Source organism: Lederbergia sp. NSJ-179, assembly GCF_022867885.1.
Lineage (GTDB): Bacteria > Bacillota > Bacilli > Bacillales > Bacillaceae_C > Lederbergia.
The window spans coordinates 1-21242 of the sequence record NZ_JALIFP010000012.1; the positions used below are offsets into that span (position 1 = coordinate 1).

The 21242-nt window shown below is 35.6% G+C and carries 20 protein-coding genes, 1 pseudogene and 1 other annotated feature; of the genes and pseudogenes, 2 read left to right on the forward strand and 19 right to left on the reverse strand.

Annotated features, from left to right (window positions below; genetic code table 11):
- Positions 1–246: 246 nt before the first annotated feature.
- The 3 genes from MUB24_RS10850 to MUB24_RS10860 form a co-directional block, all read right to left on the reverse strand.
- On the reverse strand, positions 247–522 hold the full coding sequence (locus tag MUB24_RS10850; RefSeq protein WP_244703908.1) for a metallophosphoesterase: 276 nt from the start codon (positions 520–522) through the stop codon (positions 247–249).
- A gap of 315 nt (positions 523–837) precedes the next feature.
- Positions 838–1212: a hypothetical protein gene (locus MUB24_RS10855; RefSeq protein WP_244703910.1), complete on the reverse strand. Its 375-nt coding sequence runs from the start codon at positions 1210–1212 to the stop codon at positions 838–840.
- A 142-nt stretch (positions 1213–1354) separates the two neighbouring features.
- A complete protein-coding gene (locus MUB24_RS10860; protein WP_244703912.1) occupies positions 1355–1801 on the reverse strand; it encodes an NUDIX domain-containing protein in 447 nt (148 codons plus the stop codon).
- Positions 1802–2206: 405 nt separating this feature from the next.
- On the opposite strand from MUB24_RS10860, the gene MUB24_RS10865 reads away from it, so the two are divergent.
- The gene (locus tag MUB24_RS10865) at positions 2207–3244 is read left to right on the forward strand and encodes a carbohydrate-binding family 9-like protein (RefSeq protein WP_244704098.1); all 1038 of its coding nucleotides are present in this window, start codon (positions 2207–2209) and stop codon (positions 3242–3244) included.
- Positions 3241–5871 (forward strand): transglutaminase domain-containing protein, encoded by a 2631-nt coding sequence (locus MUB24_RS10870; RefSeq protein WP_244703913.1) that lies wholly within the window; start codon positions 3241–3243, stop codon positions 5869–5871. The genes MUB24_RS10865 and MUB24_RS10870 overlap by 4 nt, the downstream gene beginning before the upstream one ends.
- Positions 5872–6170: 299 nt before the next feature.
- On the opposite strand, the gene MUB24_RS10875 is transcribed toward MUB24_RS10870, so the two are convergent.
- The 16 genes and pseudogenes from MUB24_RS10875 to MUB24_RS10950 form a co-directional block, all read right to left on the reverse strand.
- Complete coding sequence (locus MUB24_RS10875; RefSeq protein WP_244703915.1) at positions 6171–7133, reverse strand: hypothetical protein; 963 nt, start codon at positions 7131–7133, stop codon at positions 6171–6173.
- Positions 7134–7389: 256 nt separating this feature from the next.
- On the reverse strand, positions 7390–7740 hold the full coding sequence (locus tag MUB24_RS10880) for a VOC family protein (protein ID WP_244703917.1): 351 nt from the start codon (positions 7738–7740) through the stop codon (positions 7390–7392).
- A gap of 132 nt (positions 7741–7872) precedes the next feature.
- On the reverse strand, positions 7873–8346 hold the full coding sequence (locus MUB24_RS10885; protein WP_244703919.1) for a GNAT family N-acetyltransferase: 474 nt from the start codon (positions 8344–8346) through the stop codon (positions 7873–7875).
- A gap of 322 nt (positions 8347–8668) precedes the next feature.
- Complete coding sequence (locus MUB24_RS10890) at positions 8669–9487, reverse strand: NUDIX hydrolase (RefSeq protein WP_244703921.1); 819 nt, start codon at positions 9485–9487, stop codon at positions 8669–8671.
- Positions 9488–9899: 412 nt separating this feature from the next.
- Positions 9900–11146 (reverse strand): annotated as a pseudogene (locus MUB24_RS23635) (MFS transporter).
- 708 nt (positions 11147–11854) lie between these two features.
- On the reverse strand, positions 11855–13069 hold the full coding sequence (gene tyrS / locus MUB24_RS10900) for a tyrosine--tRNA ligase (protein WP_244703923.1): 1215 nt from the start codon (positions 13067–13069) through the stop codon (positions 11855–11857).
- Between the two features lie 49 nt (positions 13070–13118).
- Positions 13119–13361: a binding site (T-box leader), on the reverse strand.
- A 238-nt stretch (positions 13362–13599) separates the two neighbouring features.
- Positions 13600–14007, reverse strand: a complete 408-nt coding sequence (locus tag MUB24_RS10905; protein WP_244703925.1) for a GNAT family N-acetyltransferase — start codon at positions 14005–14007, stop codon at positions 13600–13602.
- 89 nt (positions 14008–14096) lie between these two features.
- Positions 14097–14936, reverse strand: coding sequence for an NUDIX hydrolase (locus tag MUB24_RS10910; RefSeq protein WP_244703927.1), 840 nt, complete (start codon positions 14934–14936; stop codon positions 14097–14099).
- A 25-nt stretch (positions 14937–14961) separates the two neighbouring features.
- On the reverse strand, positions 14962–15411 hold the full coding sequence (locus tag MUB24_RS10915; protein WP_244703929.1) for a VOC family protein: 450 nt from the start codon (positions 15409–15411) through the stop codon (positions 14962–14964).
- Positions 15412–15414: 3 nt separating this feature from the next.
- Positions 15415–16023: a ribonuclease FAU-1 family protein gene (locus MUB24_RS10920; protein ID WP_244703931.1), complete on the reverse strand. Its 609-nt coding sequence runs from the start codon at positions 16021–16023 to the stop codon at positions 15415–15417.
- Between the two features lie 108 nt (positions 16024–16131).
- Positions 16132–16791 carry an AAA family ATPase gene (locus MUB24_RS10925; RefSeq protein WP_244703933.1) on the reverse strand — a complete coding sequence of 220 codons (660 nt, stop codon included), beginning with the start codon at positions 16789–16791 and terminating at the stop codon, positions 16132–16134.
- A gap of 139 nt (positions 16792–16930) precedes the next feature.
- Entirely contained in the window at positions 16931–17674 is a 744-nt protein-coding gene (locus MUB24_RS10930) for a GNAT family N-acetyltransferase (RefSeq protein WP_244703935.1), read from the reverse strand.
- A 469-nt stretch (positions 17675–18143) separates the two neighbouring features.
- Positions 18144–18524 carry a VOC family protein gene (locus tag MUB24_RS10935; protein WP_244703937.1) on the reverse strand — a complete coding sequence of 127 codons (381 nt, stop codon included), beginning with the start codon at positions 18522–18524 and terminating at the stop codon, positions 18144–18146.
- 141 nt (positions 18525–18665) lie between these two features.
- Positions 18666–19391: a Fic family protein gene (locus tag MUB24_RS10940; protein WP_244703939.1), complete on the reverse strand. Its 726-nt coding sequence runs from the start codon at positions 19389–19391 to the stop codon at positions 18666–18668.
- A 422-nt stretch (positions 19392–19813) separates the two neighbouring features.
- Positions 19814–20104: a CD3324 family protein gene (locus MUB24_RS10945; RefSeq protein ID WP_244703941.1), complete on the reverse strand. Its 291-nt coding sequence runs from the start codon at positions 20102–20104 to the stop codon at positions 19814–19816.
- A 540-nt stretch (positions 20105–20644) separates the two neighbouring features.
- Complete coding sequence (locus MUB24_RS10950; protein WP_244703943.1) at positions 20645–21097, reverse strand: GNAT family N-acetyltransferase; 453 nt, start codon at positions 21095–21097, stop codon at positions 20645–20647.
- Between the last annotated feature and the right edge of the window lie 145 nt (positions 21098–21242).

The window sequence follows — 21242 nt, forward strand, 5'->3', positions numbered from 1 at the left end:
ATAATTGACGAATGTCTACATACACTTCAAACTTGTCCACCTTTCATGTCCTCCATCACTGTAAATCATCATCAACGAATAACAATATAACAGTGATAGAGAAATATTTTAATAGGAATGAATGATTGTAAGTTCTGGTTTTTTCTTTGTCCTCCTGCCCTAGGGCAGGAGGACAAAGAATCTAACCATCCAAGTTTAAAAGTGTAAAATATTATTTATCGGAAACTGTTAAATCTAGTTTATCAGTCACAACCTTTCTTCACTTAAGCGATTTCTCAATTCTTCAAATACAAAATATAAATCAGTGTTCCCTGCAATTAAGGAGACAGGAATGTTGATTGATTTGAAAAAGGGAATTAAAAAGTCCTCCATAAAAATTAATTGTTCTTCATGTGAATTTGAATAGGCAAATAAATCCCCACCTAAAATAATTTCATCTGCCTGAACATGATTTATAAGGTCGTATATTTGATAATAGAAGTTCTTATTGCTATGTAAATCTGAAGCATAAATTATTTTCATTGCCATTCAACCTCATAGTTTAATTTAAACGCACCTATCAGTGAAGTAACCAGTACCTCAAGCATGGGAGCTAACTATATAGAGCGTCTTAGCCCTCAAAATACTTAAGTGGGATTCTTCATATAATTTATTTTTTAATATTTAGCTCTCAAGTATTGTTTTTATTTACAGGCCGTTTGCATCATAATACTTATCATTTATAAATTTTTTTCAAGTATAATTTTCGGATCACCTGGTTTATCCGTGTCTATCCCAACTACATCAAAGCCACATTATTATATTCAAAATAAGCAAGTTATTGCGCTGACGCACCCGTTAGGAAGAATAAATTATCGTGTACCACCTTGTATAATATTGATAAGCAACACTTTGAGTCGTGTTTTCCTTTTCAAATACCAAAGCATTTGAGTTCTCGTTTCTTTCTACAAAATGCCATCCTTCTTTTTCCATCATTTTAATGTATGGCTCCATCTCCCCTCGTTTTACTATATATCCGTATATCCCATTCACTTCCTCCTTCCCCTTTACTTCAGCTATTTCTTTATCTTGAAAAACAATTTTAGATATGGCCACAGCCAACGGTATTGGGTTTCCTTCTTGAAAAATCACGTCCTTTTTTTGAAATATAAAAATGGATAATAAGCTAAACATTAGTATTGTTGTTATAATAAAAAACCTTGTTTTTAACATGTAAACTCACCCCTTTAATTCAAACTCTTGTTCAAATTGCTTCTTTCGCTTAATAATAACTATTTCAAATCAAGGCATTTAGACTTCTAAAATGGTTGTACTCCAGCACGTTTCTATCTCCTTATATTTAACGTGTTAAAAATTAGTCGAACCCGTATTTCAAATGTACTGTCCCTATTTCAAAGTATTTTTTGAGATGCTCGAAAATTCCTAAGGGTGCAACTTCTTTCAATCCTAACTGGTCTATCGTACGCCACACCATCTTCACATCTGCGTATTCTTGATGTCTCATTTCCTCTACGATTTGATCATGTAACTGTACCTCGTAAATAAGCGTCACTCGATGGTGCGTTTTTCCTCCATAGTTCAGATATTCTTCAGCCACAACTTTCAAGCCCCTAACTTGAATATCCAATGCATATTCTTCATGGAATTCACGTTGAAGTGCTACATCAATGGTTTCTCCGAATTCAACCGTGCCACCTAGAAAACGATAAAATGATTCCTCTTCATCACATTGGACCAAGAATTGAATCTGCTCTTGATTTTCACGCCATACAATCGCTTCCGTGCGTAGTTTTGGGTTCATTATTAGCCTCCTCTTGGATACTTAAGTCGATGGTGTTTCTATTGCCATGTTCTACAGCGCTAACAAAACCTTAAATCTATCATAACCTAAGGGGGTCAAAAACTTAACCTGAATTTGCTTAAAGATCACTTTAAAACAAACTCCACTCTTTATCAAAAATCTTTCTAAAACTACTTTTACTTGTAAAAATCGCGCCTATGTCACTCACTCCCCATTGTATTAATGCACATCAAACAAAATAAACCGCCGCCAACATATCCTACTATTCTATGCTTTTTTGACTTCTTCTTTTGCAAAATCTCCATAATGTTATAACATAAAAAGGGTGGAATCCTCGCCATCTGTTCCATGTCATTTATACTAGAATAGGGAACGATTTCTATATTTTTTTTAAAGGGATGTGTTATATTGAAAACTGCTATACCAGAACCTACGATTCAGACTTATTCACCAAATCGCTATCTTTGTCAAAAAACGTCTAAAAAACCTGAACTAGATGGAAGGCTTGATAAACCTTTTTGGGAACAAGCTCCTTGGAGTGAAGACTTTGTTGATATTGAAGGAGAAATGAAACCCCTTCCCCATAAGCAAACACGTGTCAAAATGCTATGGGATGATGAATACTTTTACTTTGGAGCAGAATTAATAGAAGACGAGATTTGGGCAACATTGACAGAAAGAGATTCTGTTATTTTTCATGATAACGATTTCGAGATTTTTATCGACCCCGATGGTGATACCCATCATTATTATGAATTTGAAATCAATGCTCTTAATACGGTTTGGGATCTTTTATTAATCAAACCTTATCGTGATGGGGGGCCTTCTGTGAATGGATGGGACATTTCAGGCATGAAAACAGCCGTTCACATTGATGGTGAGCTCAATGCTCCTGACCAAATGCAAAAGAACCATAAGTGGACTGTGGAAGTCGCGATGCCATGGAAGATATTAAAAGAATGTGCACGTGATGGACGTCCACCAAAATCAGGAGAATTTTGGCGAGTCAACTTCTCGCGTGTCCAGTGGCAAGTTGAAGTGAAAAATGGACAATATGTGAAAAGAATCAATCCTGAAACAGCAAAACCATTTCCCGAGGACAACTGGGTCTGGTCCCCTCAAGGTGTGATCAATATGCATTACCCAGAATTATGGGGATATGTCTTCTTTTCGGATACAGAAAATCAACCACTTCCGCTGATCCCAGCGGATGAAGAGAAAAAGTGGCAACTGCGGAAAATTTATTATTGGGAGAGAAATCATTACGCAGAACATGATTCTTTTACTAGCGATATTAGTGATGAATTACAACAGCAACTGCCTGTTGACTGGGAGATTGAAACCACTTCACGTACATTCCTTGCCTCTGTCAAAAGTGCAGATGGACAAAAGAGAATCTATATTCGTGAAGATGGAAAGGTTTGGGAGGAGTCGGCAAAATGAGTCAACAAACACGTTGGTTAACACTAGATGATAAAACGAAATGGCAAATGGAGGAAAAATTTCAATACAAAAGAGAATTGGCAAAGGGGAAAGAAAAGGAATTATTTGGTATCTTGAACGAAGCACAGACAGAAGATGAGAAACGGGCATTAACATATTTGCTTGCATACATGCCGTTAAATGATTTAGCTGATTATGATGGGGCGCTTTTTTTAAATCATATAAGAGAAGCCTTCCATATTCAAAGTGTTGTACCTTGGGGTGAACGTGTACCAGCCTCACTCTTTCTTCATTTTATTCTTCCTTACAGAATCAATAACGAAAATATTGAAGATATACGTGGAGTCTTTTTTGATGAAATTTATCCTCGTGTTCAAGATTTATCCATGGCGGATGCGATTTTAGAGACCAATCATTGGTGTCATGAGAAAGCGAATTATATTGGCAATGACCCACGCACCGTATCACCCCTTACATTGATTCGTACAGCCTTAGGAAGATGTGGAGAACAGTCCACCCTTGCGGTTGCAGCACTTAGAAGCATTGGCATTCCAGCTAGGCAAGTGTATACGCCACTATGGGCTCATTCTGATTCTAATCACGCTTGGGTAGAAGCTTGGGCAGACGGAAAATGGTATTTCTTTGGCGCTTGTGAGCCTGAACCAAAATTAAATCAGGGTTGGTTTGAAAATCCAGCAAAACGCGCCATGTTGATTCATACCAAAGTGGGGGCTAATTATAATGGACCTGAGGCAATCACCTTAGCCCATCCTTGGTATTCTGAGCTTAATCTAACGAATCTCTACGCCGATACGAAAACGATACAAGTGCGAATCACGGATGAAGAAGGACAGCCTACCCAAGCCAAAGTGCAATTTCAGTTATTTAATTTTGGCGGATTAAGAAATATCCTTGTAAAGGAAACAGATGAACAGGGAACCGTTGCATTAACCCTTGGCCTTGGCGATGTGTATATTTCTGCATATAGTGCGAAAGGATGGGGCTTTGGTAAATGTGCTGTCAAAACAACAGATGGAATCACGATTTCCCTAACCAAAGAGATACCCGTTGATATTCAAGTAGATTTCAAAATGGTCCCTCCTTCCGCTCCTTCGAATGAGGCTAATATAGAAGTGACAGCAGAGGAAAGACAAAAGCATAATGATCGAGTCAAAACTGGGACTAATATACGCGCGAGCTATGAAGCAACCTTTTTAACAGAGGAAGATGCTCGTAAGCTTGCCGATGAATGCTCTTTACCGAAAACAAGAGTATGGGAGGTCCTAAAAAAAGCGCGTGGAAACAGTCATGAAATAGCTGCCTTTCTAAAAGAGTATTCCAAGCCATACAAGGAATGGAGCTTGCGGCTTCTAGAAGTTTTAAACGAAAAAGATTTAACAGATACATTTCGTCCAACCTTAGCTGATCACTTAATCCAAGCGATGATCGTCAAAGACAGCATACTCCCTGAACTGGATGATGAACTTTTTGCTCAGTATATTTTACGGCCGCGGGTAGACTTTGAAATGTTAACATCTTATCGTTCCTATTTCCTAAAAGAATTCGGAGTAGAAAATGTTGAAGCTGCACTGAATCATCCACATTTCTTGATAGACTTTTTAGATCGAGAATTCGAAGTTGTCGAGGGAGTTAATTATTTTCGCGGCTCAGCGACGCCTATTGGAAGCTTCAAATTGAAAAAAGGAGACACACTCTCTCGGGATATATTATTTGTCGCGCTCGCAAGAACGATTGGGATTCCAGCACGGCTGGAGCCAAGTGATAAACGCCCACAATATATGATGGACGGTTCATGGAAAAATGTACAGTTCCGTGATGGTACAATTGAGACTAAAGCTGCTGATATCATGGATCAAATAGGATTCGTGTTATGGGAAAAAGATGAACATGCAGCAGAACCAATCAAATATGGGGAAAATGTTACGATTGCTCGTTTTGAAAAAGGGAGCTATCAATCCTTATTTTTCAAATTTGATGAAGCTGAGCAACAGAAATTGGCTTTACCCGCAGGATATTATCGTCTGACAACCAGTATCCGCTTAAATGACGGCACAGCGCTTATTCGCTTCCGCTATTTTCAAGTAAAGGCGAACGAAGACACGACTGTACCACTGCAATTTCCTAAGCATGTGTATGACGTCCCTGTGATTGCTGAAGCGAATTTGGATTATCAGGCAGAAGCAATGGATGGTACCATGCTAAATGGAGCTCGACATGTCGGTGCAAAAGGAACCACCTTTGTTTGGATTGAACCAGACCGTGAACCATCGAAACACTTACTCCGAGAGCTCAGAGAAATGAAAGCGGAGTGGGAAGCACTCGATGTCCAAATAAACGGCTTCATTCGGGAAGAAAAATGGGGAACAGCCCAACAACTCCAAGCCGCAGGTGATTTGCCAAACAACATGATGCTGTTAAAAGAAACCACTAGCGAAGATTCTTTGAATACCATTGGGCAGGCGATACCAGCAGACAAAAAGGTTGGAAATGAATGGCCAATTGTATATGTCGTGGATGAGAATCAGCAAATTCGTCATATTTCGGAAGGTTATAAACTAGGCATCTCAAAAGAAGTATTTGATGTCTATAAACAAATTTCAGAATAAACATGAGCCAATCCGAAGCAGAACTCTACTGCTTCGGATTGGCTTAAATGCTTGGGGAGAAACAGTATCTTATAAAATTACTCTAATCAACCTTTCAGCCATTTTTTAAGGAGTTCGTTGTTAAACATGAGACTTGATATTCCCCCTTTCTTTTTGATTTTACGAGTCCTGCAAAATGAAATTCGACCAATTGGGATACGGTTGATAAGAGTTCTGAAAAACGCTATGGGTTATAATGATCATATGGGCCGTGGACTTGCCTTAACTTATTCTGGTAGAATATGAACCCCATTACTTTATTAACATGACCAATCCACATTTCTTAACTCAGGAGCAAATTGGAACATTTCATTTACTGTTAACCCCTCTGACGAAAATTCATTAAAAGCTTTTACAACTTCTTCGCTATTCTCACCAGTCTTCCATATTGAAGAAAGGTATAAAGACAATCCATACTTTGAAATTTTAACTCCATTGTGTAAAGCTAATTGAAACATTTTAATACTCTCTTCATACTTTCCAACTTCATTAAAAGTACAGCCTATATTGTGGAGTAGGACATTCATTGAATCCTTTGTCAAACGAGAACTATTAAGGTCTTCCCAGCTTCCTAAAGCAACGTTATCCTGTTTTTCAACTACATTTGAACAGAGAACTTTTTTCTTAACTTTTTGATCCGTTAGATAGTTGATATTTTTTATGACATCATTTACAAGTTCTTGTTGATCAAAGATAAAAGCTTTCTCTAATAAAAGTGTATAATAAGTAAACTCTGCAAAGATGTTGTTTTCCCAATTCTTATCCTCTTCTATTAATTCAAGCAAATTTCTAAAAGGAACTTCTATTTGGGAGAACTTTTCAAGTTTTAAAAGGGATGCAATAGCTGCACGATGACTTTCAAACCTTATCCCTCTGTTTTCTTTATTTCGAGAAGAGTGTTTACAAGCATACAAATACCAATCGAACCATTCATCAAAATATTCACCTAAAGATAATGTCAAGGCTTGAGTTGTATCTGATACAAACCAATGTAGTTTATCAGGTAATAAAGCTATTTTGCCCCATTCCACAAACTCAATATGATTTTCATAAACAAGTAGGGGGTTTCGCATTATGGCAAGTATATCTGAAGTATTCCAATACATCCAACCCATTTCATTCACGGTTAACGTTCTTGAATTCTTAAATTCACGTAAAAACTTTAGTGTTTCCTCATTTTTGCCACTATTCAATAAAATATTAAATTTCTTATAGAAACCCATCCTAATCACCCCTATTTAAAAGCCCACCAGCTAAAGCAGGTGGACTTTGATATAAATGTCAACGGCAAAAGTCGTATTTCAGGCTGAAGTTCTGCACAGTGCCCATAAACTGAAGCATACTCATAATAAGCGTCAAATAGACCCGACCTATATTTATAGATGGGGTCTATTTGACGCTTACTCTATAAATATCGCTTTTTTATTTATTCTTCTTTTTGAGAAATCAAGGCCCATGTCTGATTGACTAGCATAAATCCTACTTCCAATAACAGACTTGCAACTTATTGCCATCTAAGTCATATAAGTCGAAAAATTTATTAACTCCGTCATTTTGTAATTCGCTTGTTTTAATACTTTTTTCTTTTAATTTCCAATAAACTTCTTCGATATTTTTTGAGTAGAAAATAGGGTAAAATTGACTATCCGAAGGATTCAGATTCCCCTCTTCAATTGTTAAAGGTACACCACTATTTCCAACACTCAAAATCCGATAATTATCGCCCTTAAAAGATTCGTTTAATCCTAATACTTCTTGATACCAATTACTCGCTTTTTCAGCATTCCTAACAGTTAAACAAATTGTGTCAATCCTCTCTAATAAACTCATTTAATATCAACATCCTTATATTATTTTTACTTTAACTTCTGTTATCGTAATTGATTTCTTACTACTAAAGGTAACACAAGAAGCAATTATATTTGCACCTAAGAATACCATCTACTGGCTTATTAACGGAAGTTAAACTTCTTTAGTAAAACAATAGGATAACTTAGCAAAACCCTTGGACTCATAAAAATGATGAGCTGTTGTTCGCTGAAATCCACTATTTAACATAAGACAAGAAAGCCCTTTCTCTAAAGCGTAAATTTCAGCCTGTTTAAGGAGTTTAGTTCCTATTCCATTTTTTTGAAAATCCTTTTGTACAGCAAGACCATTAATCTTTAAGTATCCTATTTCGTATTCCAAAGCCATAGTTTGTACCAATGTAATAAACCCTATGACCTTGTTTTTAAACAGCGCGACAAATGTTTTGTAATTTTCATCTTTATTCATTCTTTCAAACCGTCTGGAAATATTTTCAGCATTCACATTGCGAACTCCTAATTCATTATTCCATAACAATAACACTTCAGAATAATCATTTTCTCTAATTTCACGCATTTCAATATCCATCTGCAACCTCCGCATCTTTCCTTCGTCATAATCTTTCATTTCAATAAGTACCTCTCATAAGAATTCAATAAACTATACAATAAATCCTCTTTCACTTTTTTGCCCCTTTAGGAAGGATCACTTCTTGACCTAAGCATAAAAATTCACCTATTAATACCATTTGTGCATATGTAGTAAGGCATTATTTGATAGGAGTTTTTTGATGCGATACGTTGCAATTTAATATTAAAATCTGTTATTGAAGCAATGAATGTACCACCGAACTCTCCCCTGTATGATTATCATTTTTAAGCTAAACGGCTGTGTCCATGAAAAAAAAGAGCCGTCAATCATAATCGATGTCTACCCTACTCGAAATATTTTATAGTTCAGTAATCCACTCGTGAGTATCAGAATGACATATTTCAAGTGATCTCTTTAGCCATTGCTTTTGTTCCAGGGATAATAGTGGCAAGGAGTATTTAAAGTCATGGTGATGCTTAGTTGCATCTATTGAGTTTAAATAGGTTGATTTATATAATAAAACAATCTCTGGAGACAGATATTGAATTCCATCTTTCTCAAGAAATGCATCATTTAAAGATCGTTTTATAGAATTATTGTTCGAATAATAAATGTATTTTTCGTCCCTTTGATTAAATAGAAATTCTATATAATCAAAATCTATTTGTTCATACGTTTTAATTGAAAATTGATATACATTGATTTCATTTGTTGGTTGTAAAGCACATCTGGTGTTATTGTCTGGAAAACAAAATAAATTTCGTTTCATTTGCCTTTCAGAATCATCGAATAACTCGATTACCTTTCCGCCGCCGCAAGCTTCAAATCCTTTAGGTATATGTATGTCTTCCAATCCGTCCAAATGTACCCATTTATATTCTTTATGTTCTTCACTGATGAAAATATTTGAAGGATCATCACACTTGCAAAGATAACTTACAATAAATACAAACTTTCCTTTCAATACTTCAAATACCCAAGAATCAATGATCGTTTCCACTGTACAATGTATGCCAAGTTCTTCTTGTACTTCTCTTGCTAAACATTCTTCTGGACTCTCATGTTCTTCAATTCTTCCACCAGGTAATTCCCATTCATCTCTCTCATTTTTTAATAATAAAACACGTCCATGATTAAATAGTATTCCTTTAATTGAGATGGAAAGTTTTAAACTCAAATAGAAAACCTCCAAAAACGTATGTCCTCCAAGCCATGATAATTATATATATTAGTTGGCTAAATTTCATCTTAATTCCCCCTTTTTTATGGAAATGAAAACTCTTTGCCTCTAGATCCTTCAAGGAGAAATACAGGCGAGCTTTGTTAAAGTAAGGCTTACAATTAATAAGAAAATCGTGCAGAGTATAACTAAAAAGTGTTGATTTATAATAAAGTTTAATCAAAAAGAGCCATTAAAACCTGATTTGGCTACAAAGGAAGAGCCTGTTTTGTAAAAAAGATTGATCAAAACAGACTCTTAAAATATTTGCTACAGAAGATTCTTTGCAAAAAGTTTGATCATTTTCTACCGTTGATCTTCCGCAATCGAACCTAATTGTTGCAGATCTCTCGTTAAGTAACTGAATGTATTAAATGGGATGGGTTTCCTCTCCCCCATTATTTTCTTGATAGTAATAGGCTTTTTTTGTTTTATCCAAAACGACTACATTCATAATAAATCCCAAGGACAGAAAAGCAAATGAGCCTATAATATATATAAACCGAATGTCATATAACTCGGAAAAGACACCAACTACAGTAGTAAATAGTATGATTAACAGCGCCTCTAACACGCCAAAGATACTTGAAAATCTCCCCATGATATTTACTGAAACATTATTTTGAAAAAAAGTTAAAAAGCCAGTATTTCCAAACGATAAGGCAAATGTTAATGTAAAAAAGCCTATAGATGCCCAAATAAACTCCTGCGAATATGCAAAGATTAAATAACCAATTGGTGTAAAAATTGCACCAAAACTGATAAGGATGTTAGTCTTCAAACGGTTAGAGAATAAAGCATTGGTTAATGATCCTATTATAATCCCTATTCCTGCAATACTTACAAGAAACCCATAAGCACTTTCAGATAACAAAAGAACCTTTGTTGCAAATGCAGCTTCCAAAGAGTCTAACGCAGTCATAAATACTGTAATTCCACTAAAGAGAACATAAACAAATGTAATGTGCATGTTTATTTGCTAAAACTAAGAATTTCTCTCCAATCTTTTCTGATTACTTTAACACTCACTTTTTCGGCAATAACAGTTTCCCTTCTTAATTCCAAATTGGGAAGTAAGAAAATTATTACTGCTGAGGTACACAATGCCAAAGAATTCAGCTCAATGGCGAGATACGGAGAGCCTATAATAAACAAAAAACCCGCAATTGATGGTCCTAGTATAAACCCACTTGAATTAATGAAATTTCTAAGTGCATTAAATCTTTGTCGATCTGTTTTAGGTATAAGCTTCGTCATATAAACCATAGATGTAGGCTCAAAAATGGCACTCGCAATGTTTATGATAAAAACCAATACGTAAATGAAAATCAATGAATCCATAAATGGAAGCAAAAATAGGAATAATGCTCTGACTAAATCCAAGAAAATCATTAAATTTCTTTTATTTAACCTGTCGATAAAACTTCCTGACCAAAAGTTTGTACATAAAGTGGCACTAGGTATAAGAATATAAAGAACTGATACTGCCAATGTTGATCCTGTCATATCCAAAACAATCAGGTTAAGTGCAATTAAATAAATCCAAGCACCTAGATTTGATACGCCAATACCAAACAGAAGTAATAAGGGGTTTTTCCACTTAAGAAGTTTCAGCATCGTATCCACTCCTAAATTCAATATGTGTAGACATCAAAAAGGAATCCCACCCCCAGGTCATTAGACTTGAGGACGAGACTCCCTGATTTTAGAAGTTCGCGGTGCCACCCCAGTTTGTTCTTGTGTCGCCACAAAAAACCTTTTCGAGTACTTCTGGTATAGAATATACTCTACCTCTATAACGGGAGATCCCGGCACATCCTCAATTGCAGAATGGCAATATCCTATGTGCAGCTCCAAGGCTTGGTTCCATGTACTTCTACATCCTCCCTCGCAGCTAACGGAGTTCTCTGTCATGCTTAAGTACATATACTCTACTCTTCATCGCTTTTTGATTTACAAATATTTTACTACAATTCAATGAACTTTAGAATAGGGATTGAATAAATCTTCGCAAAATTTATCATTGAAAGGCCACTACCCACTAATGCCACAATATGGCCCATTTGCGGTATAACCTTATATTACTTTTACCATAAAGAAACTATTTATATAAAGCATATCCAAAGTAGCAAAACAGTTTAACTTTTTTACAAACAGTACGACTTTATTTTAAAGCCACATTGATAGGTGTTATTGAAAGTCTATCAAGCTAATATTATCAAGGAGCCAAACACTTATCAATAGAGTGTACCTTATTGATAAAGAATAGTCTGAACGATAATTCAATCAGTCTATAAATAATAGATTTGCTCCATTAAAGCATTCTTATCTTAAAAATTGTATAAATCGTTTCTTTCCGATTTGTAAAACATCTTTTGAATGAATTTCTTTTCTCAATTCTTCTTTTTGAAGTTTTTGTTGATTTAGAGAAACACCATTTTGTGATATTAGTCGCATGAACTCACTTTTACTTTTAACAAGTTGATTTTCAATTAATAACGGAATCACTTGTTCAAGAGTCTTATGTTCCGTCGTTAATGTGAGTGTCGGAATATTTTCTGGAATTTCTCTTCTTTGAAATGCTGTTTTAAAGAAAGTGATCGCTTTTTTCGTCTCTTCTTCTCCATGGTATAGTGTTGTTATAATTGTTGCGAGCTCTAGTTTAATATCTCGAGGATTTTCACCTTGTTTTAAACGCTCTTGAATCTTTTCGATTGTAGTTGGATGCTCATCAGTTGCGAGTTCATAGTATTTAAGGATTAATGCGTCTGGCACTTCCATCACTTTTTTAAACATCACTTCCGGTGCTTCATTAACACCAATGTAATTGCCTAAAGACTTGCTCATTTTTTCAACACCATCAAGCCCTTCTAGCAATGGCATAAACAAGGCTATTTGCTTTTCTTGTCCAAAATGCTTCTGTAGTTGACGTCCCATTAAAATATTGAACGTCTGGTCTGTGCCACCTAACTCAATATCCGCTTTTATTTCAACCGAATCATATCCTTGCATTAAAGGATAGAAGAATTCATGTAAACTAATCGGTACTTCATTTTTGTAACGCTTCTGAAAATCATCTCTTTCTAACATACGTGCAACAGAAATAGAACTTGCTAATCGAATCACGTCTTCGAACGTTAACGCTGAAAGCCATTCACTATTAAAACGTACAATGGTTTTTGTTTCATCTAATATTTTAAAAATTTGCTTATAGTACGTTTTTGCATTTTCCCTTACTTGTTCATTTGAAAGAGCAACACGCCCTTTAGATTTGCCTGTTGGATCACCGATACGCCCTGTAAAATCTCCAATAATGATCATAATTTGATGTCCTAAATCTTGCAGCTGTTTCATTTTGCGAAGTACCACTGCATGTCCTAAATGAATATCAGGTGCAGATGGATCTAACCCTAATTTTACAATGAGTGGCTTACTATTATCGTAAGAGTGCTGTAATTTGTCCTTTAATTCTTTTTCATCAACAAGTGTTTGAACTCCCTTTAAAATCATTGGTAATTGCTCTTCGGGTACTAAAAACATCTCTCTTCTCTCCTTTTATGTAAAAAAAAGCGCCCTTTAGGTAAAAAACCTAAAGGACGCATTATTTACGTGTTACCACCTTTATTTAGTAGCTACTCACGAAGCTACCCTTTGTAGGTACGGCGATTCGCGATACCCCTGCTGTGATGACGGTTGCAAACCCGGTGTAGCCTACTAAAATTCGGTACACAGCTCCAAGACGTATTCACATAAACGCTACACGCGCCTCTCATCACCCGGCAACTCTCTGTTTGCTTGTGTTTATGTTACTCTTTCCTATCATCGCTTTTAAGATTTTCAGTTAAATTATGTTAATTCTATAACGAAATACGGAATAATGTCAAATGGCTATTTTCGTGTCATTACTCACTTTGGAAATTGTTTTTTCATTTGTCTTATTACAGATTCTGGCCCGTTTTGCGGAATATCGCCTTTTTATAAAAGCTTATTGGGTCCCATCAATTTCTCTGAATACAATTCTTGTTTTGCCCCATTAAAGTCTTCCCCTTTACCCGTAAAGCGTTGTCCTATTAGGATTCTAATATGCATTGAAACCGTTCTACACCTGGATACTTTTCACCCAGACTCGATATTTTGAACCCGTACTTTTTATAAAAATGAACAGCATCTTTATCGGTCTCGGCGGAGATCAAAGATAATGAATGTTTCCCTTTGATAAAGCTAATCATTGTACTTCCTATGCCTTCTCCCCTATATTTTAGAAGGACTGCGATATGTTTTATTTCACAACATTTTGGCGCTGATAGTTCAATTCCTATGCAGCCAATCATTTCATCTTCTAGCTCATATCCATACAACTCTCGAAATGGCGACTGGATATATAATTCATACTCTCTCTCGACATTCTTTTTTGACGTTGCGAGGGATAAGAGATCTCTTATTTGTGGTGAAATAAAATTTGCCTTAATTTTTTTCATTCAAGCGCATCCCTTCCTTCATGAAGTTTGTATCCCTGGAAAGAAAAGAGCAGTGATCATAATTTGATGTCTACCCTACTCGAAATATTTTATAGTTCAGTAATCCACTCGTGAGTATCAGAATGACATATTTCAAGTGATCTCTTTAGCCATTGCTTTTGTTCCAGGGATATTAGTGGCAAGGAGTATTTAAAGTCATGGTGATGCTTAGTTGCATCTATTGAGTTTAAATAAGTTGATTTATATAATAAAACAATTTCTAGAGACAGATATTGAATTCCATCTTTTTCAAGAAATGCATTATTTAAAGATCGTTTTATAGAATTATTGTTCGAATAATAAATGTATTTTTCGTCCCTTTGATTAAATAGAAATTCTATATAATCAAAATCTATTTGTTCATACGTTTTAATTGAAAATTGATATACATTGATTTCATTTGTCGGTTGTAAAGCACATCTGGTGTTATTGTCTGGAAAACAAAATAAATTTCGTTTCATTTGCCTTTCAGAATCATCGAATAACTCGATTACCTTTCCGCCGCCGCAAGCTTCAAATCCTTTAGGTATATGTATGTCTTCCAATCCGTCCAAATGTACCCATTTATATTCTTTATGTTCTTCACTGATGAAAATATTTGAAGGATCATCACACTTGCAAAGATAACTTACAATAAATACAAACTTTCCTTTCAATACTTCAAATACCCAAGAATCAATGATCGTTTCCACTGTACAATGTATGCCAAGTTCTTCTTGTATTTCTCTTACTAAACATTGTTCTGGACTCTCGTGTTCTTCAATTCTTCCACCAGGTAATTCCCATTCATTTCTCTCATTTTTTAATAATAAAACATGTCCATGATTGAATAGTATTCCTTTAATTGAGATGGACAGTTTTAAACTCAAAATAGAATAGTCAAATCCCATTTGAGTGTTGAACTTATTCTTTGTTTCAATTCGAAATCACGCCTCTTTCTTCCACCGCCCGAATATAGTGCCCGTCCGGATCATAAAAGGTAAAATAACCGAAATCATTAGAAAATACAGGTTCTGTATCAATATGGACTCCAGCTTGTTTAATCCGTTCATGCAAAGCAAGCAAATCATTCGTTAATAACTCAACCATTGTCACATGCCCCGTGCTGCTTGTAATAAAAAATGAACGAGGAAATACAAACTTCAATTGTGTAACATCTTCCGGTTTGGTTTCCATCAAAAAAATACCCGGACCATTTCCATTTTTTAATGCAACATGTGCCTCTCCAAACTGAAAATCTGCCGAATTTAATTTATAGCCCAACACATCGCAATAAAAATCTACCGACTTTTTCAAATCCGAGACTGGAAACCTCATGCAACAGTAACCGTTAACATCCGCATTATTCGTTTTTTTGCTCAGCATATTCTACGCTCTCCTTTTTCCATAGAATGTATGTCTAATCTCTTTTTCAAAAAGTGATATTTCATTTCGAGTCAGTTTTTCCATAGGTAATGAGCTTGTACAATTTGTTACATCAGAAAAAGGATAGATGTCATTTAGAAAATTGATTAGCTCCCCACTGTTTATAATTTCAATTAGATTGCTAAGACCAGCTAATGCCCCCTTTTCTTCCAAGGCTGTAATATTATTTCTTTTTATCTCATTCTTAAAGTCCTCTTCATCTATTATGATATAGTCCTTCCCGTTAGGGTTTACTAGAACATCAAGTTCAAGATCGACATTATAAACATTGTTTTCAAAACTAAAGCATGGTGAACACATATCACAATTAAAGCTCCGTTCTATTGGACCGTTTTCTGGTAGAAGATTGCCTTTCATATCAAAAGTACAATTAATTTCGAACCATTTATCATAAAATGAATAATGTCTCAATATTGAATGATAATCATCATCTCTAACGTCATATACCAACACTTTATCATCCCATAATTTCACATTCTCTTTCTTCACTCTAAAAAGACGTATGTCCTCCGACCCATGATAATTATATATGTTAAGTTGGTTAAATTTCATCTTAATTCCCCCTTCTTTCCTTTTAATAGACTCATAGAATCACCTGTACTTAGTATTGATTTTACCTTCTGTGCGATCAATAAAATCGGTTTCATTTTTTATTAAAAATTATTTTTTGGGGGTACTCAAGTTTGAAACTCTCTTTGATGCTTCAGTAGCAATGTTCAATAGCGTGACTAAAACATCTTTTGGTGAATTGGAGATAAAGAAGTCTTTCTGAGATACGTGAGAAGTATCATTTGAATCAGAAGGAATATGAAGATCCAAAATGTCTTTAATTTCTTTAAATGTCATTTCGGTGTCATCTCGTGAATTTAGTATTCGATACTCATTGGGCAATTTTTGTCGTTGTTGTATGAATGCATTTGTTTTTACAGATTGTTCCCAATTCTTAAAATGATTCCCATTATCTCTCGTCATCATTCTTTGTTTAATGACTTCATCCCGATCAACATAAAGAGTTATGATGACATAGTTATAATCAGAGAACACTTTAGGTATATCGATCATTCTTACGTCATCTAAATCCGTTAGAATGATGTTTTTATATCCATATCTGTTGTAATTTTTTGCTACTAACATCAGGTTTTCAAAAGATAGTTGTTCCTCCTGCTTCTGAGATATATTCGTTGATGGTGTTAGACTCCTGAATTCAGGAATCCAGCCAAATTCGAAATATGGAGATTTATAGTGTTCATGAAGCTTTCTTGCCATTGTTGTTTTTCCACATCCAGGTGAGCCATGTAAAATGATAAAATCAATGTTCATTGTATTTACGCCCTTTCTTTTTACCCGCATTCACTAAAAGCCATCCATGAGACTGAAAAATATTGGACATCTTTCCTCTAAGGCAGATTCTTTGTATTCCTACGTTAAAAAAGTTAGCTCGAGACAAATAATGAATCGATTAAGCTTCTAATCCATCAAAATTGCATCTCCAATCAGATACCCATGCAGGAAAATATCCTGATCGTTGAGCCACTCTTTGTGAAGCAAGATTACTTGCGATTACGTCATAAGACGGTACATCCCCACGTTCCAATATTTCAAAAGTTAACTTGTTTACAAGATAACTAGCCAATCCCAAATTGCGATATTCGGGTAATATGTCGATACCTATTTGCCATAATTTTTCACAGGTTTTGCTTGCACCTGCCACACCAACAATTTCACCGTCTTTCTTTGCAAGCATTGCCAGACCTGTTTTCCAAGGAAGATTCGTATTATAAATAATAGCATTGTGAAAGCTTGTCTTTTCGAGCAAATTCGCTACTGCATCTTCCTCAACTAATAAAAAAGTGAAATTTTCCGTTGGTGAGATTGGCTTTATTCCTTTCAGGTCAGGTAAATAATGTATGTAAAGACCCCTAATGAAGGGTAAAGAAAATACGCTATCCCTGTCCTTGCCTTGCATCATTGCTTTGGCTATCATCAACCGTTCCGCGGTAGCTGAAACCACAATTGATTTCCCCATAGACACAATTTCAAAATAACGAGCATTCCTGCGAAATGGCCTGCGTCCAGGATTTTCCTTTGCCTCAACAAAAACAATGCTGTCCTTTTCTCCGTTGAGATCATTGATCGTGCAATTTAAGTCTGTTGCAAGTTGCGATTGCACGATATACAGCATTTCATTATATGTCATAATCATTGGGTACCCCTCCCCTTTCACTTTGTTCACAACGCATAACGGAATTGAATCCGTTTTCCTAGATGCAATAAGTAATCATAATATAGGCTATTTTCGAACACTTTTTAAAGAAGCTTTCAGATCGTTTATTATTCTGATTTGTAAAAAAATATCGGAGGATTATCCTAGCCAAAAATATGTGTTAGAAAATTATTAAATGATGGCACTCCAAGAAAAGATAGAATGGGCGTACATTTCGGCTCTTTTCGAATCTATGTAGGTCTCTAGGTATTGCAGTAGATTGAGGAAAATTATAGAAAAAGAGAGTCACTGAATGTTAATAATTTACAATTGCTCTTATAAATTCGGCTACCCATTACTTGCTATGAATATTGCAGAAAACAAACGCATAGTCTTTTTCAATGTTTAAAAGTTGAGTGAATAATGTGCTTTTGTTCATCTTACGTCCCCTTTAAATAGATATCTCCATTCAACAATTGCAAATCATCACGACATTTCCATCCGGATCCTGTATATTAAACCAAGCTGTGTCGCCTACTCTCTCTATTTCTCTCACAATGTTAATTCCTTTATCTTTAACAAAATTATATGCTTCTTCAATATCTGGCGCGAAAAAATTAAAAATCGGACTCAAACTAACATGATGCTGAAAGTCGGGGTCAAAAGCATGGTCATCTAAAGTTAAAGAGGTTGTTCCGACAACCGGCACATTAAATACAGGTGATTCTATTTTATCTTCATCAACTTGCAAGCCTAATAAATCACAATACCATGTAGCCGATGCTTTCAAATTTGTGACATGAACAAAAACACCATTCATTTGATTTCTTATTGATGCTGTTTTCTCCATTTGCATCTTCTCCTATCTTAGTTTTACGAATTAGTTGAAAGCCAAATCCAGAAAGGGCAGTTTAAACTTTACGAATGGGTGGTTCGAATGGAGTATTCAGTTTTATGTTGATCTACAAAATCGGTTAACTCGGTATCGACACTATTTTATTATAACCAACATTTCATTGAGGGCAGCAATGATACAATCATAAAAAAACTCTTTTATCGGTTCGTAGTTTTTATAATAACTTTCATCTAATCCCTTGAAATATTCCAGTCGGTCGGTTGCTAAAACAGTGATTGGGGGATAGCCCAATTTAATCAATTCCAGATTCATTAACAGGCGTGAAGTCCGGCCATTTCCATCAATAAAAGGATGGATGTTAATAAATTTACATGTGAATTCAATAATATGATCAATGGTTTTGGGCTTCTGCTTGGTATACCAGCTAATAAGGCTTAGCATATCTGTCGGTATTGAATAAAAAGGGGCTACGTCGTGGCTAGCACCACTTATCGACACATCTATTCTACGGTAGATTCCAGCATTCCTTCGGTCGATTCCCTGAAGGATAATTGAATGAATGGATTTTATATCACGTTCCGTTAAATCCTGCTTTTGTGCCAATTCCTCTATATAGTTCAACGCTTCCACATGATTTTTTACTTCGAAATGTTCCCGTAAAGTTTTCTTTTCAATCGTCAAACCTGTTTCAATAATGACGCGAGTCTCCATTTCTGTCAGGGTATTTCCTTCAATGGCATTTGAGTTATATGTATTCTTTACAATGTAATTTTCATGTAGTCGCTCAACTTCCAACACACCTAACGGACGATGGCTGTCTAATTGTTCCTTTAATTGATGGATCAAATCCAGTTTCTTCAATGGAAACACCTCTTTTAAAAAATACCAGCACAGAATAACGATCGTTTAGTCATCCTAAGCTGGTTTTTTAAAGCGTTTATTTTTAAAATTAGAAATTAGAACTATAGGATTGTTTTTCACAATCTCAGTATAACATTCCTTATTCGGCCCACTCAACCGTAATGTACACTTTTTGGTTTTAAAAAAGGGTGGTGAAAATAGCTTTACCAAAGTTTATCAGAAAGCATAAATGGTGTTGGGTAGGGGAATGAATCTCTACAAAGGTATCCTCTATATAAAGCATAATCTCCCATAATAACATACTTATTTACATACCCTCGATACAGATCTCCACGAACTGGTCTATAGGAAATGGCTATTCAGTAAACCAATTTTTAAATAAAAGCCGCAGATCTAATTATCTGCAGCCTCCTCTATGGAATCTATCTCTTAGATTCTTGAAAAAGTTCACGTGTTTTATAGACAATTTTGCGGATACTATCTATGGACAAATTATATTCCTGCTCCAAGTCTTCAAATGACCGGCCTTCTCTATACAATTGATAGATCTCTTCGTTTCTTTTGGCAATTAATTGGCGCGATCCGTTGGCCTCTCCCCATCCTGCTCGCTGCTTGTTTTGCTTCGGAATATAAATGAGCTCGCCCTGAATGTATTTTTGGAGCTCCTTCAACAAATGAGGGGGAAGCACCTCTTTTCCATTTTTGTATGACAATCAATGACATCCTTCCTATTAAGATGTATGTGTTGATCATTCATTACTTTTTCAATCATGAATAAAACTCCTTTCATTTTGTTTTATAAGAGTAAGCCTTTTCACATTTAGTATACATTAGTTTGGAAAGCAAAGGATAGTAAAGGAGGCCGCAAAAAATGCGGCCTCACGTTTTGCGATTTCCGCTAGGCGGAAACCACCTCATATTTTGTGATCAATTTCAATCAGCCTCCTTTCCGAAATACTATCGGTCCGACACCCTTATTAACTCATAAAACAACCCCTGAGCACAAGTGAAAGAACAATTATAATTATTTTTTACCTATATTTCCAAATGATAAGAAAAGCGCAAGCGCCCGTTTAGCGACGTACAAACTTTTTAGGGGCCTGACGAGATAAAGGAAACACGATGAACCCGAAGGGTGAATCGATGTTGACTTATCGTAGGAAGGCACCGAAAGTTTGCTAGTCGCTGGGCGCTGGAGCTAGATCCAAACATTAGCCGATTTTTATGCTTTCTTACCTTTTAAAAAAGCGATCCTACAAATCTTGCGATAGACGAACCATGTCAATCACCTGTATCCCATTCTCGAAAATGGCCTCAGGATAATGGCGAATGAAGAAGTCTCTGTCTATACTAGTCATTCTAAATCCGCATTTTTGATAAAGGGCAAGTTGGGCTACACCGGAATTTCCGGTTCCGACTTCAATCGTTTTAAACTCTTGCTCCCTTGCTTGTTGAATGGCATGATTGATCAACTGCTTGCCAATCCCTTTTCCTTGATGCGCCTCATCAACGGCAAGATTGACAAGCTCTATTGTCTCAGGCCTGGTCGGTAGTAAAACATACACCCCGATCACAAGACCATCTATACAAGCTACAAAACATTGACCTCTTTTGACATATTCTTCAACAAGTTTCCTTGAGGGGTCTGCTAATAAAAGTAATTCCATTGGTGGCTTTTCATTTTCATTTAGCTTCCTTATATCCATTTCACTTTCTCCTTCTCCGATCGTATCTTTTTCTGTCCTTTATTATCATAATAGCGAAAAAATAAACTTTGACCAGTAAATTTTATTTTTTATACCAGATCCTATGACTAGGTGTTATAATAAAGTAAAAAATAAGGATGTGATC